The sequence below is a fragment of the Streptacidiphilus sp. EB129 genome, assembly GCF_041262645.1.
Lineage (GTDB): Bacteria > Actinomycetota > Actinomycetes > Streptomycetales > Streptomycetaceae > Streptacidiphilus.
On the sequence record NZ_JBGCCS010000008.1, the window covers coordinates 298,551 to 309,330 of the forward strand.

The 10,780-nt window shown below is 72.7% G+C and carries 10 protein-coding genes and 1 tRNA gene; 8 read left to right on the forward strand and 3 right to left on the reverse strand.

Features of this window, described 5'->3' with window-relative positions; genetic code table 11:
- The first annotated feature begins 9 nt into the window (after nucleotides 1-9).
- From ABH925_RS13525 to ABH925_RS13560, 8 genes are all read left to right on the forward strand, one after another.
- Nucleotides 10-960, forward strand: coding sequence for a UTP--glucose-1-phosphate uridylyltransferase (locus tag ABH925_RS13525; protein WP_370147713.1), 951 nt, complete (start codon nucleotides 10-12; stop codon nucleotides 958-960).
- A gap of 28 nt (nucleotides 961-988) precedes the next feature.
- Complete coding sequence (gene glp, locus ABH925_RS13530; RefSeq protein ID WP_370147714.1) at nucleotides 989-2,485, forward strand: gephyrin-like molybdotransferase Glp; 1,497 nt, start codon at nucleotides 989-991, stop codon at nucleotides 2,483-2,485.
- A 150-nt stretch (nucleotides 2,486-2,635) separates the two neighbouring features.
- On the forward strand, nucleotides 2,636-3,091 hold the full coding sequence (gene moaC, locus ABH925_RS13535; protein WP_370147737.1) for a cyclic pyranopterin monophosphate synthase MoaC: 456 nt from the start codon (nucleotides 2,636-2,638) through the stop codon (nucleotides 3,089-3,091).
- Nucleotides 3,088-3,639, forward strand: coding sequence for a molybdenum cofactor biosynthesis protein B (locus tag ABH925_RS13540; RefSeq protein WP_370147716.1), 552 nt, complete (start codon nucleotides 3,088-3,090; stop codon nucleotides 3,637-3,639). Before moaC ends, ABH925_RS13540 begins: the two co-directional genes overlap by 4 nt.
- Nucleotides 3,636-4,256 carry a GNAT family N-acetyltransferase gene (locus ABH925_RS13545; RefSeq protein WP_370147738.1) on the forward strand — a complete coding sequence of 207 codons (621 nt, stop codon included), beginning with the start codon at nucleotides 3,636-3,638 and terminating at the stop codon, nucleotides 4,254-4,256. The genes ABH925_RS13540 and ABH925_RS13545 overlap by 4 nt, the downstream gene beginning before the upstream one ends.
- A gap of 134 nt (nucleotides 4,257-4,390) precedes the next feature.
- Nucleotides 4,391-5,359 (forward strand): hypothetical protein, encoded by a 969-nt coding sequence (locus ABH925_RS13550; protein WP_370147718.1) that lies wholly within the window; start codon nucleotides 4,391-4,393, stop codon nucleotides 5,357-5,359.
- Nucleotides 5,360-5,425: 66 nt separating this feature from the next.
- A tRNA-Ala gene (locus ABH925_RS13555) sits at nucleotides 5,426-5,499 on the forward strand.
- A gap of 356 nt (nucleotides 5,500-5,855) precedes the next feature.
- Nucleotides 5,856-6,803, forward strand: coding sequence for a hypothetical protein (locus ABH925_RS13560; protein ID WP_370147719.1), 948 nt, complete (start codon nucleotides 5,856-5,858; stop codon nucleotides 6,801-6,803).
- 150 nt (nucleotides 6,804-6,953) lie between these two features.
- On the opposite strand, the gene ABH925_RS13565 is transcribed toward ABH925_RS13560, so the two are convergent.
- From ABH925_RS13565 to ABH925_RS13575, 3 genes are all read right to left on the reverse strand, one after another.
- Nucleotides 6,954-7,748 (reverse strand): SAM-dependent methyltransferase, encoded by a 795-nt coding sequence (locus tag ABH925_RS13565; protein WP_370147720.1) that lies wholly within the window; start codon nucleotides 7,746-7,748, stop codon nucleotides 6,954-6,956.
- A 177-nt stretch (nucleotides 7,749-7,925) separates the two neighbouring features.
- Complete coding sequence (locus ABH925_RS13570; RefSeq protein WP_370147721.1) at nucleotides 7,926-8,651, reverse strand: hypothetical protein; 726 nt, start codon at nucleotides 8,649-8,651, stop codon at nucleotides 7,926-7,928.
- 60 nt (nucleotides 8,652-8,711) lie between these two features.
- The gene (locus ABH925_RS13575; protein WP_370147722.1) at nucleotides 8,712-10,622 is read right to left on the reverse strand and encodes a hypothetical protein; all 1,911 of its coding nucleotides are present in this window, start codon (nucleotides 10,620-10,622) and stop codon (nucleotides 8,712-8,714) included.
- Nucleotides 10,623-10,780: the final 158 nt, after the last annotated feature.

Sequence of the window (10,780 nt, forward strand, 5' to 3'; positions counted from 1 at the left end):
GTCGTCGCTATGACGAAAGCTCGTACCCGCCAGATCACGAAGGCCGTGATTCCTGCTGCCGGTCTCGGCACGCGTTTCCTCCCGGCGACCAAGGCCACGCCGAAGGAGATGCTGCCGGTCGTCGACAAGCCGGCCATCCAGTACGTGGTCGAAGAAGCCGCCGCGGCCGGGCTGACCGACGTGCTGATGATCACCGGACGCAACAAGCGTCCGCTGGAGGACCACTTCGACCGGGCGTACGAGCTCGAAGAGCTGCTGGTCCGCAAGGGTGACGAGACCAAGCTGGCCCGGGTACGCGAGTCCAGCGACCTGGCCACCATGCACTACGTCCGCCAGGGGGACCCCAAGGGTCTCGGGCACGCGGTGCTCTGCGCCGAGCCGCACGTCGCCGACCAGCCCTTCGCCGTGCTGCTGGGTGACGACCTGATCGACCCGCGCGACCCGCTGCTGGCCAAGATGATCGACGTGCAGCGCGAGCTGGGCGGCAGTGTCGTCGCCCTGATCGAGGTCGACCCGGCCCAGGCGCACCTCTACGGCTGTGCGGCGGTCAGGCCGGCCGAGTGGCACGGCACCCTCGGCGGCGACAACGAGATCGTCCGGATCACCGACCTGGTGGAGAAGCCCGCCCCGGGTGAGGCGCCCAGCAGCTACGCCGTGATCGGCCGCTATGTGCTGGACCCGGTCGTGTTCGACGTGCTGCGCGACACGCCTCCGGGCGTGGGCGGCGAGATCCAGCTGACCGACGCGCTGCGGGAACTGGCGCAGCGCACCCCGGGTCGCGGCGGCCCGGTGCACGGCGTGCTCTTCAAGGGCCGCCGCTACGACACGGGCGACCGCGGCGACTACCTCCGCGCCATCGTGCGCCTCGCATGCGAGCGTGAGGACCTGGGCCCGGAGTTCCGGTCCTGGCTCAAGGAGCTGGTGGCCAGCGGCCAGCTCGACGACCAGGCCCAGCCGTAGCCGTACCGTCGTCGCAGCACGAAGCAGCATGCTGCAGGCAGAGCACAGCCGGCAGAGCACAGCGGTTAGAACGCAGCACGTCAGCGCACCAGGGGGAGCAGTGAGCGAGCACCACCACACCGCAGAGGGCAACCCCTGCGACACCGACAGCGGCGCCGAGCGGGTCTGGACCGTCGACGAGCACATCGACGACATCCTCCGCACGGTCACCCCGCTGCCGCCGCTCGACCTGCAGATCCTGGACGCGCAGGGCTGCCTGACGGTCGATGACATCACCGCCGGGCTGGACCTGCCGCCGTTCGACAACAGTTCCATGGACGGGTACGCCGTCCGGGTCGCCGACCTGGAGGGCGCCGGCGACGAGTACCCGTCGGTGCTCACCGTCGTCGGCGACATCGCCGCCGGCGCGGCATCGCTGCCGGTCGTGGGACCGGGACAGTGCGCGCGGATCATGACCGGCGCGCCGCTGCCGCCGGGCGCGGAGGCGGTGGTCCCGGTGGAGTGGACCGACGGCGGGACCGGCGGCAAGGCACCGGTCGCCGGGATGGTGCCGCGCAGCAGTGCCCCCGAGGGGGCGTCGGGCGAGGTGCGGGTGTTCCGCCCGGCCAAGAGCGGCGACTTCGTCCGGCGCCGGGGTGACGACATCACCGCAGGACAGACCGTACTCGCCGCCGGGACGCTGCTCGGTCCGGCGCAGATCGGACTGCTCGCCGCCATCGGCCGCGACACCGTCCGGGTCCGGCCGCGTCCGCGGGTGGTGATCCTCTCCACCGGCAGCGAGCTGGTGCAGCCGGGCGCACGCGTCGGCCCCGGCCAGATCTCCGACTCCAACAGCTTCGCGCTGACCGCGGCCGCCCGGGACGCGGGCGCCATCGCCTACCGCGTCGGCGGGGTACCCGACGATGCCGCGCGGCTGCGCGAGGTGATCGAGGACCAGCTGATCCGCGCCGACCTGATCGTGACCAGTGGAGGCGTCAGCGTCGGCGCCTACGACGTGGTCAAGGAGGCCCTGCAGCCGCAGGCCGACGCTTCGGACGGTGGCGCGGACGGGCCTTTCGGGGTTGCGCCGCTGGGCGAGATCTCGTTCCGTAAGCTGCGGATGCAACCGGGCAAGCCGCAGGGCTTCGGCCTGCTGGACGGCACCGTCCCGCTGTTCGCCCTCCCGGGCAACCCGGTGAGCGCCTACCTCTCGTTCGAACTGTTCGTCCGGCCCGCGATCCGGACCATGATGGGCGTCGAGCCGGTGCACCGCCCGGTGGTCCGGGCCCGGCTGGAGGAGGACCTGACGTCCCCGGCCGGACGCCGCCAGTTCGCCCGGGCCCGGCATGTCGCCGGCCACGCCGGGGAGCCGGGCACGGTCGCTCCGGTCGGTGGTGCCGGATCGCACCTGGTCGGGCCGTTGGCGCAGGCCAACGCCCTGATCGTGGTCCCCGAGGAGGTCACGTCGCTGGCGGCGGGCGAGCTCATCGAGGTCGTACTGCTGGACACCGAGCCCACCGCGTCCGCCGGTACGGGTCGGGTCTGACCCGCCGGGATCCGCGCGCGGGTCCGATCTGACGCCGGGCCCGCGCAGCGGTAGCCTGTGCCCGCACGGCCCCGGCCTCAGGAGACGACTCACTTGACTAGCGCGCACAGCGACCGGCTGACCCACGTCGACGCGACGGGGGCGGCCCGAATGGTCGACGTCTCCGAGAAGGCCACCACGGTGCGGACCGCGCGGGCCACCGGCCGGGTGCTGGTGTCGCCACGGGTGGTGGAGCTGCTGCGCGGCGAGGGCGTACCCAAGGGCGACGCGCTGTCCGTCGCCCGGATCGCCGGGATCATGGGTGCCAAGCGCACCCCCGACCTCATCCCGCTCTGTCACCCCATCGCGATCTCCGGCGTCACCGTGGACCTGACGGTCACCGACGACGCGGTCGAGATCGCCGCGACGGTGCGCACCGCCGACCGCACCGGTGTGGAGATGGAGGCGCTCACCTCGGTCGCGGTGGCCGGTCTCACCGTCATCGACATGGTCAAGGCGGTCGACAAGGGCGCCCGCATCGACGCCGTCCAGGTCGAGTCCAAGACCGGTGGCAAGAGCGGCGACTGGCACCGCGACGACCTCCCGGCCGCCGGGGACGCGCGGTGACTCCGTCGGCCGCCGCCCACCGGCGCGCCCTGGCCGTCACCGTCAGCAACCGCGCCTCGGCCGGCGTCTACGCGGACAAGGGGGGCCCACTGCTGGTCCAGGGACTCACCGCGATGGGCTTCCAGGCCGACGGCCCCCGGGTGGTCCCGGACGGCGAGCCCGTGGCCGAGGCGCTGCGCACCGCCGTCGCCGAGGGCTATGACGTGGTGCTGACGACCGGTGGTACCGGGATCACCCCGATGGACCTGACTCCCGAGATGACCGCACGGGTGATCGACCGGATGGTGCCGGGCATCGCCGAGGCCATCCGCGCCGAGGGCCGGAACGCGGGCATTCCCACCGCCGCGCTCTCGCGCGGTCTGTCCGGGCTCGCCGGGAGCACGCTGATCGTCAACCTGCCCGGCTCCAGCGGCGGCGTCAAGGACGGGCTCGCCGTGCTGGCACCGCTGCTGGCCCACGCCGTCGACCAGGTGCACGGCGGCGACCACCCCCGCCCCGACGCTCGCCCCGACGCGCAGGCCGACGTGCCGTCAGGGGGCCCGCACTGAACGCCTTCTGGCCGGTCGAACTGCACGAGGGGCCGGTCGGGCTGCGCCCGATCCGGGTCAGGGACCGGGCGAACTGGCAGGAGGTCAGCGCCCGCAACCGGCACTGGCTGCACCGCTGGGAGGCCACCGTGCCACCGGCCCAGCCCGGCAATCCCACCACCCCGCGCCCGACGTACCGCCAGATGGTGCACTTCCTGCGCTCCGAGGCGCAGGCCGGGCGAATGCTGCCGTTCGTGGTCACCTACGAGGGCCGCCTGGTCGGCCAGCTGACCGTCGGCGGCATCACCTGGGGCTCGATGTGCTCGGCCAACGTCGGCTACTGGGTCGACGAGGAGGTGGCCGGCCGGGGGATCATCCCGACGGCCGTGGCGATGGTCGTCGACCACTGCTTCCGCGGCATGGGACTGCACCGGATCGAGATCTGCATCCGGCCGGAGAACGGTCCGAGCCGTCGGGTGGTCGAGAAGCTGGGCTTCCGCGAGGAGGGGCTGCGCCCCCGCTATCTGCACATCGACGGGGGCTGGCGGGACCACCTGGCGTACGCGCTGACAGCGGACGAAGTGCCGGAGGGCATGCTGAATCGCTGGCGTGCGCAGCGGCAGCACCTTGATCACTAGACTCATATTCTTGTTCGAACAGGTACATATCGTGTCGTTCAAAGCGACAAAAATAGGGTGAGATGAGCATGATCCTGCGACACACCGGCCGAAATTGCCGCGAGGCGCTCCCTCACGCCCGTACGGTGTGATGCGTGAGCAGTAGCGGCCTCATCTACGCGGTCATCGTGGGGGCCTGGGCTGCCTACCTGGTGCCCATGTGGCTCCGACGGCAGGACGAACTCAACGAGGCCCGCCCCACCGAGCGATTCAGTACGGCGATCCGCCTGCTGTCCGGCCGAGCGGCGATGGAGCGGCGGATCAGCCGCCACCTCGACGACGACACTCCCGGGTCGGACGCCCGCACCCAGCGGACCCCGGCGCCGGGCCCGGTACCGCCGTCGGCCCCGGCTTCGGCGACGCCGCGTCCGGCGACCCGACCCACCCCGCCGCCGGGCGGTGCCGACTCGCAGCGCCGCGCGGCCCTGCTGGCGCGCCGCCGGCGCATGGTCATCCTGCTGTTCGCGGCCTTCACCGTCGGCATGGTCATCGCGGCGGTCGGCGGCGTCCGGCTGCTCTGGGCGCCGGCCGTTCCGGCGGTGCTGTTCTCCCTCTACATCTCCCACATGCGCCGCCAGGAGCGCCGCCGCTACGAGGTCAAACTCGACCGCCGCCGCGCCGCGGAGGCCGCGCAGCGGGTCCGCGACCGCGAGCGGGACCGCCGCCGCGCCGCCGCCGTCGCGGACACCGCGGCCGTCCCCGCACCGCAGCCCGCCGCCCCGGCGGGCCCGGCGGGACGTCCCGTCGCCGGTTCCGGCAGCCACCGCACCCAGCAGGTCCTTGCCGAGGCCGCCGACCCCGACGCCGACGACTGGGGCGACAGCCCGGCGGACCGCTCGACCGGCCCCGAGTCCTGGGACCCGGTGCCGGTTCCGCTGCCCACCTACGTCACCGCGCCGGTCGCCCCGCGCAGCACCGGCAGTCTCGACCTGAACGCCCCGGACACCTGGAGCGCCGGCCGATCGGTGGTCCCCCCGCCCTCCGGCGCGAAGCGCCCCCCGGCCACCCCGCTCTTCGACCAGTACGCCGACGACACCCCCCACCCCCGCGCCGCCAACGAGTAACGCGTCCCACCAGCGGCTAACCCGTGCATAACCACCGCTCCGGACCTGCTAGAGTTTCTTCTCGTTGGGGCTGTGGCGCAGTCCGGTAGCGCACCTCGTTCGCATCGAGGGGGTCAGGGGTTCGAATCCCCTCAGCTCCACCCAACGGCTGTTCTTGAGTTCGCTCGGGGACGGTTGGCGAGATCCCGTCCGATCACTTCGATCGGGCGGGATCTCGTGGTTTCGGGCCCGTGGGTGGTCGCTGCCGGGGTGGTAGCGGTGCTCAGCGGTGCGGTCTCAGCTGGGCGAGCTCCGGTGATCGTCCTGGATCACACGGCGGTGCGGGCGCTGCGTGCGGACCATCGCGTCCTGTCGGCTTTCGCTGCCACATCGCCCGACGACTTGTTGCTCCGCTGTGACGGTGGGGGCACAGATTGCGGATCTTGGGCTGACAGTGTTCTCTTCAGCGGGGCAAGCAGGCGCCGCACCAGGGGAATTCAGTCCAGGGGGACCAGCAATGTCCGCACGCGCCGCCCGCTTCGCCCGTACCGCCGTTGTGACCGTCGTGGCAGCCGTTACCGGCGCGGTCGCGTTCCTGCCGGGTGCGGCGCAGGCCGCCACCGCGTCCTCGGCGCCGGCCTCGCCGATCACGCTGAAGGTCGGCTCGGCAAGCCCGGCCGGGGCGTTCATGCCCGGTGGCGCGACCAAGACCATCACGGTGACCGCGAGCAACACCTCGGGCAAGGCGGCGCGCTTCACCGCGAACCTGAACGGGATGGCCGACGGTGCGCTCGGCCTGACCGAGCGCGACTACACCTTCAAGGTCGCCCCGGTGCACGCCCCGGCCACCAGCGGCGTCCTGTTCACCCAGGACGGCGAGCTGATGGGGTCCTTCTACCCGAAGGGCGGCCACTTCAGCGACTCCTTCACGATCCCGGCCCACACCAGCTACACCTGGAAGCTGACCCTGGGGATCACCAAGAACTGGCCGGCCAACGACGACGCGCTGCGCCTGACCTTCGGGGCGAACTACCGTCAGATCACCAAGGCCCTCGCCTTCACGGTGGGCCACCGGCGCACCGGCGGTCCGGTCACCGAGCGCTTCACCGGCGGCACCACCATCGCCCCGGGCCACGCCGCCTACGAGACGCTGACGGTCACCAACCGCACCGGCGCCGCGCTGAACGGCCCGGTCGACTTCTGGCTGGACGAGGCCCCCTTCGGCGGCCCGGCCACCGCTGTGGACGTCTGGAAGGGCGGCCGCTGGGTCGCCGTCCGGGACGGTGGCGAGCTGGCCGTCCTCAACCACGGGCTGGCCAACGGCGCCCACGTCGACTACCGGCTGCGGGTCCGCGAGACCGGCACCGTCAAGGCCGGCGCCAAGATCGGGGTGGCGGCCATCGCGGGGGTCGCGAACCGCGGCCCGATCTCCTACGGCGACCTCCACCTGACTGCCCGCCGGTAGTGATCCGAGGGCGCGCCGCGTCCCCCGGTTCCGTCTCCCCAGCAACGATCAGCCGGTCCTGAGCCGGCTCGGGGCCGCCTGACGAGCGCCCGTCCGATCCCTGTGATCGGGCGGGCCTCGGCGCGTTCCGGGTCGAACGAGGTGTCCCGCTCAGCCCCGGCGGAGTCGGCCGACACCGCCGAGGGCGCTGACCCGGGGCGGTTCCGGCTCGTCCGCGCGCCACTTGAAGATGGACACCAGCCCCGGGTCGAGCAGCTCGTACCCGCTGAACCAGCGCGCGACCTCGGCCGGGTCGTGCAGGGTCAGCGGGGAGCTGGCGTTGCGGTAGGGGGCCTCGATCCGGGCCACCTCCTCGGCCGTGTAGCCGGCGCTGCTGCCGACGGTCAGGGCCAGACAGCTGCCGGGGGCCAACCGCTTGGAGTACTGCTCGATCAGCGCGGCCGGGTCGTCCTCGCGCCGGACGAAGTGCAGCACCGCGACCAGCAGCAGGGCGACCGGCTCGTCGAAGTCGAGGTGGTCCCGCAGCTGCGGCTGCTCCAGGATCTCCTCGGGGTGTCGCACGTCGCCGTCGACCACGATGACACCGGGGGCGGTGGCGCGCAGCGCGCGGGTGTGGGCGAGCACCACCGGGTCGTTGTCGACATAGGCGATGCGGGCGTCGGGGGCCACTTCCTGGACCACCTCGTGCACGTTCGGCGAGGTCGGGATGCCCGCGCCGATGTCGAGGAACTGCCGGATCCCGGACCGGGCCAGGGTGTCCACGGCGCGCAGCAGGAAGCCCCGGTTGGCCAGAGCGGTGGCCCGCGATGCGGGCTGGGCGGCGATCAGCTGCTCGGCGGCTTCTCGGTCGGCCGCGAAGTGGTCCTTGCCGCCGAGAATGTAGTCGTAGATCCGGGCGGTGCTGGGAATGTCCGGATCGAATGCGGCCTCAGGTCGCTGCTGCATCGAACACCCCTCCGCCGTACTGTCAGTTGATCTGAACGGCCTCGATTCTAGGGTGGTTGGGACGAACTCACAGGATGTTCGTGAACTGACGCCGGACAAACAGCCGCCGCAGCCGGGTACCTACGGCTGCGGCGGTACTGTGCGGAGCCTGTTATTCGCCCCTCGGCTTACTGTGCGTCAGAAGCTGTCCATCCGCTGCATGGTGACGGTCGGGGCCATCGAGTCCTGTGCCTGCACCCCGGGTCCCTTGGGCGCGGTCGCCGCAGCGGCCCGCAGGACGGTGACGACCTGCGCCGCCAGCGCGTCGGCCTGCTGCCTGACCGTGTCGACGGGGGTCGTCGACTTCCCCAGCGCGTCCAGCTTGCGGTGGATCTGGGCGAGCTGGGCCTGCGCCGAGGCGCTCAGGGTGAACGCGTTGGGCGTGGAGACCACGAACTGGTAGGCCGCCGACAGGGTCTGGCAGCCCGCGCAGTGGACGTTCGAGGCATGGCTCAGGTTCACCGCGTTGAGGTGGATGTTCTCCCCGGCCATGGTGACGATCTGGAAGGACAGCGCGACCGAGCGGCAGGGGTCGCCCGCCGAGCAGGACACCGACTCGGCCTGGGCCTGGTTCCGCAGGCCGGCCGCGATCAGCGGACCGTACTGGTGGACCGTGAACGAGTCGTCGAAGCGGGTCTCGTGGCCCGGGTTGGCCAGGGCGTGGGCGCTGTCGTCGGCGACGGCGACGCCCCGGGAGTTGGTGGAGTGGTTGGCCGGGCCGGCGGCCTGGGCCGAGACGGCGGCGGCCGAGACCGCCGTCAGGCTGGCGGTGGCGAGCAGCCCGAACCGGACGGCCCGGCGGCCGACGCCGGCCCGGAGCGGGGTTCTGCGGTGCTGGTTGATGCGGTTCTCGTTCTGGTGCATGGGAATCTCCTGGTGGTGGTCCGGAACGCGATGGCGTCCTCACTTCACTTCGTCACTTCGTCACTTCGTCGCGCTGGGCCCGGGGCTCGGGGAGGGGCTCGCCGACGCGCTCGACAGGGGCGACGGTGACGGGGAGGGCGAACTGCTGGACGGGGAAGGACTGCTGACCGGCGGCTTGCTCGCCGCTGCGCTCGGCGGCGCCGCACTGGCGTGCGGGACGCTCGCGGCCGGGGCGGATGTCGCCGGCGCGGCCGGCTTGCCCGACGGTGTCGCGGACGTCCCGGCCGAGGGCGAGGGCTGCGGCCCGGGACCGCTGGACGGCCCGCCGTCCTGGCCGACCCGCCCCGGTGCCGAGGCGCTGCCGGACGGGCCCGGCTGCGGCGCCGCCGGAGCCGGGGCGGACGGCTCGGTGGTGGGCACCCCCGGCTGGAGCACCGGCACGATCGGCGGCTGCGGCGGCAGCGGCTTGGGGGTGATGCCCCCGGCCCAGGCGCAGGCGAGCGCGGTCACCCCGGCGATGCCGAGCAGGCAGAAGCCGATCCGCAGTCCGGGACTGCCGCTGGTGCCGCGCAGCGCGGTACGCAGCAGCCGTCCGCCGAGCCGCACCGACAGGTACGCCATTCCGGCCAGCGGGCAGACCAGCATCAGGCTGCCGAGCACGCCGACCAGCCCGCCGGCCACCTGGCCGTGGGCGAACGCCGAGGCGGTTCCGGTGAGTTGCGCGCTGAGCGAGCGGATCCCGGTGGCCAGGATGCGCGGCAGGTTCCACAGCGCGTAACCGAGGTCGCCGAGCAGCAACGGCACCATCGTCAGCACCCAGACGGTGACGATGACCCGGGCGGACCGCTTGAGGTCGGCCACCTCCGGGCGCACCGGCCGACCGGGCAGCATGCTCAGCAGGATCGGCTTGATCTTCCCGAACAGGTCCGGCACCCCGGCGAGGTCGCCGAGGATGTAGTAGCCGTCCAGCCGGACGGCCGGCATCAGCTGCTCCAGCACCTCGAAATGCCCCAGGTAGACGGCGCTGAGGAAGAACTGCTGGCCGGTCAGGAAGTAGCAGCCGCCCATGCCGAGCATGAAGACGACGTTGAAGTAGACCCCGCCCAGATCGGTCCTGATCCGCCCGCCCCGGCCGATCCGGTAGACGTCGGTGACGTCGGTGTACATCGACGGCCAGATCAGGAACAGGCCGCAGCCGATGCAGCCGGGATGCGCTCCGCCGTAGCGGCAGGCCGAGGCGTGCCCGAACTCGTGGAACACCAGCGAGCCCACCGTCAACACGAAGACCGCCAGCAGCAGCACCGGCTGGTTCAGCACTTCGAGTACCGGGGTGATCGCGCCGTAGAAGCCGAACAGCCACACGTCCATGGTGACCATGGCACCGAGCACCAGGGTGACCATCAGCGGACGGTGCAGCCAGGCCAGCGAGCGGGCGATCCGGTTCACCCGGCGCTCGTCGAAGAGCACCCGGTGGCCCTTGAGCGCGAGCAGCAGGTCGGAGCGCGGCGCGGAGTCGTCGACCTCGTCGCCCTCCTGCCCGTAGGGGACGGTGACGCCGAGCGGGGTCAGCTTCTGCTCGACCAGATAGGAGATGTTCTCCTCGCTGACCTCCCGCCCGTAGAGGCCGCTGACCCGGTGCGAGATGCCCTCGGTGTCCCGCACGCCGTCGATGCTGCCTGCCACCAGGTGGAGCAGCCGGGAGAGCTGCACCACCTGGCCGTCCCCGCGGCGGGCGATGTACTTGGGCTCGGTGAACCCGGAACCCTGGTACTCGCCGTGCAGGCGCAGTCCGGCGCTCAGACGCGGCACCGGGAACCCCGGCGCGGGGAACTCCGCCGCCTGGGCTCCCGCGGTCGCGGCCGGGCCGGAGTACTGCTGGGTGAGCTCCTCGTACGACGGGTACTCCGGGTACGAGGTGGCGAAACCCCCCGGGCCGGGGACGAGCGCCCCCGGCTCCACGCTCACGGTCATAGGTGTGTGTCCTCCCCTGGCGCGGGGGGGGGGCCCCCCCCCGCGGGCGCCCCCCCCCCGGGGGGGGGGGGGGGGGGGGGGGGGGGGGGGGTTGGGGGGGGGGGGGGGGGGGGGGGGGGGGGGGGGGGGCCCGGGGCGGGGGGGGGGGGCGGCGCGGG